Origin of the sequence: Mesorhizobium sp. M7D.F.Ca.US.004.01.2.1 (assembly GCF_003997785.1) — a bacterium.
GTDB lineage: Bacteria > Pseudomonadota > Alphaproteobacteria > Rhizobiales > Rhizobiaceae > Mesorhizobium > Mesorhizobium loti.
Map to the genome: position 1 here is coordinate 1 of NZ_RZRQ01000686.1, position 1,059 is coordinate 1,059.

Genomic DNA, 1,059 nt, shown 5'->3' on the forward strand with positions numbered 1-1,059 from the left:
GTCCTCAGCAGCTTCGATGTCGCCGGCATAAAATTTGCGGCAGACCTCCACCAACATTTCGGGATAAGCAAAACCGGTCATTGCGCCATCGGCTCCGCGGCGCAACTCCTGCGGCAGATGAAGACCGCCATTGCCGATCAAGATACTGACGCGGCGCTGACCCTTTTGCTCAGCGGCGCGCACTGCGGTGATCTTCGGCAAACCTGGCGATTCCTCGTGCTTCAACATCACCAGATTTTCGAACGCTGCTACGAGACGATTAAACACCGACACTGAGGTGACCACACTCGTGGTTTGTGGATAGTCCTGGTAGCAGACGGGGATGTCGTGGCCGAGGCGCTCCAACACCACAGACCAGTAGTTGTACACCTGGTCGTCGGTTTTGAGACCCGGGATCGGCGCAATCATGACGCCAGCTGCGCCCATGTCCATGGCCTCGCGGGAAAAGCGGGCAAGATTGTCCGTGCCCGGATTGCTGGCTCCGACCACGATTGGCAGCTTGCCGTCGATCCGCTTGAAAACGCGCGCCATAATGGCGCGGGATTCTTCCGGCGAAAGCTTCGTGGCTTCGCCAAGCACGCCCAGAATGGTCAGGCCATCGACGCCACTTTGAAGGTAATAGTCCATCAGCTTGTCGATGCTGTTGAAATCAATCTCCCCGCTGTCAGAGAAGGGTGTCGGCGCAATGATGTAGACACCGCGAGTGGTCCCGTTGATCCGTTCAGTTGTCATAGTCTCAAACCTCACTCAGGTTGCGAATAATGGCGCTCTTCACACCATCAATGTGCTTGCGGACGGCCGCCTTGGCCACTTCCCTGTCACCGGCGCGGATGGCGGCAATGATCTCGAGATGTTCCATGTGGCCCACGCGGAAGCGCTCCGGCACACGGGTCATATTGAACATGCGAGTCTTTAGCCGCAGTTCCAGCGCCATCTTGGCCAGGAGGAGATTCCCGCTGGCATTGGCAATTGTGTCGTGAAGCCTGGAATCAATCGCCCAGTCGTCGGCGGGCCTGGGCTTCGGGTCATCGATCACCCTGCGCACACCTGCTTCGATGG

Annotated in this window: 2 protein-coding genes; both read right to left on the reverse strand. The window is 58.3% G+C overall.

The features are described 5' to 3' along the window. Nucleotides 1–732, reverse strand: a 732-nt coding sequence (locus EN993_RS36175; RefSeq protein ID WP_164758071.1) for a dihydrodipicolinate synthase family protein, incomplete at its 3' end; no start/stop codon positions are given. Nucleotides 733–736: 4 nt separating this feature from the next. Continuing rightward, nucleotides 737–1,059 (reverse strand): FCD domain-containing protein (locus EN993_RS36180; RefSeq protein ID WP_206532493.1); only part of this gene is annotated, 323 nt, incomplete at its 5' end.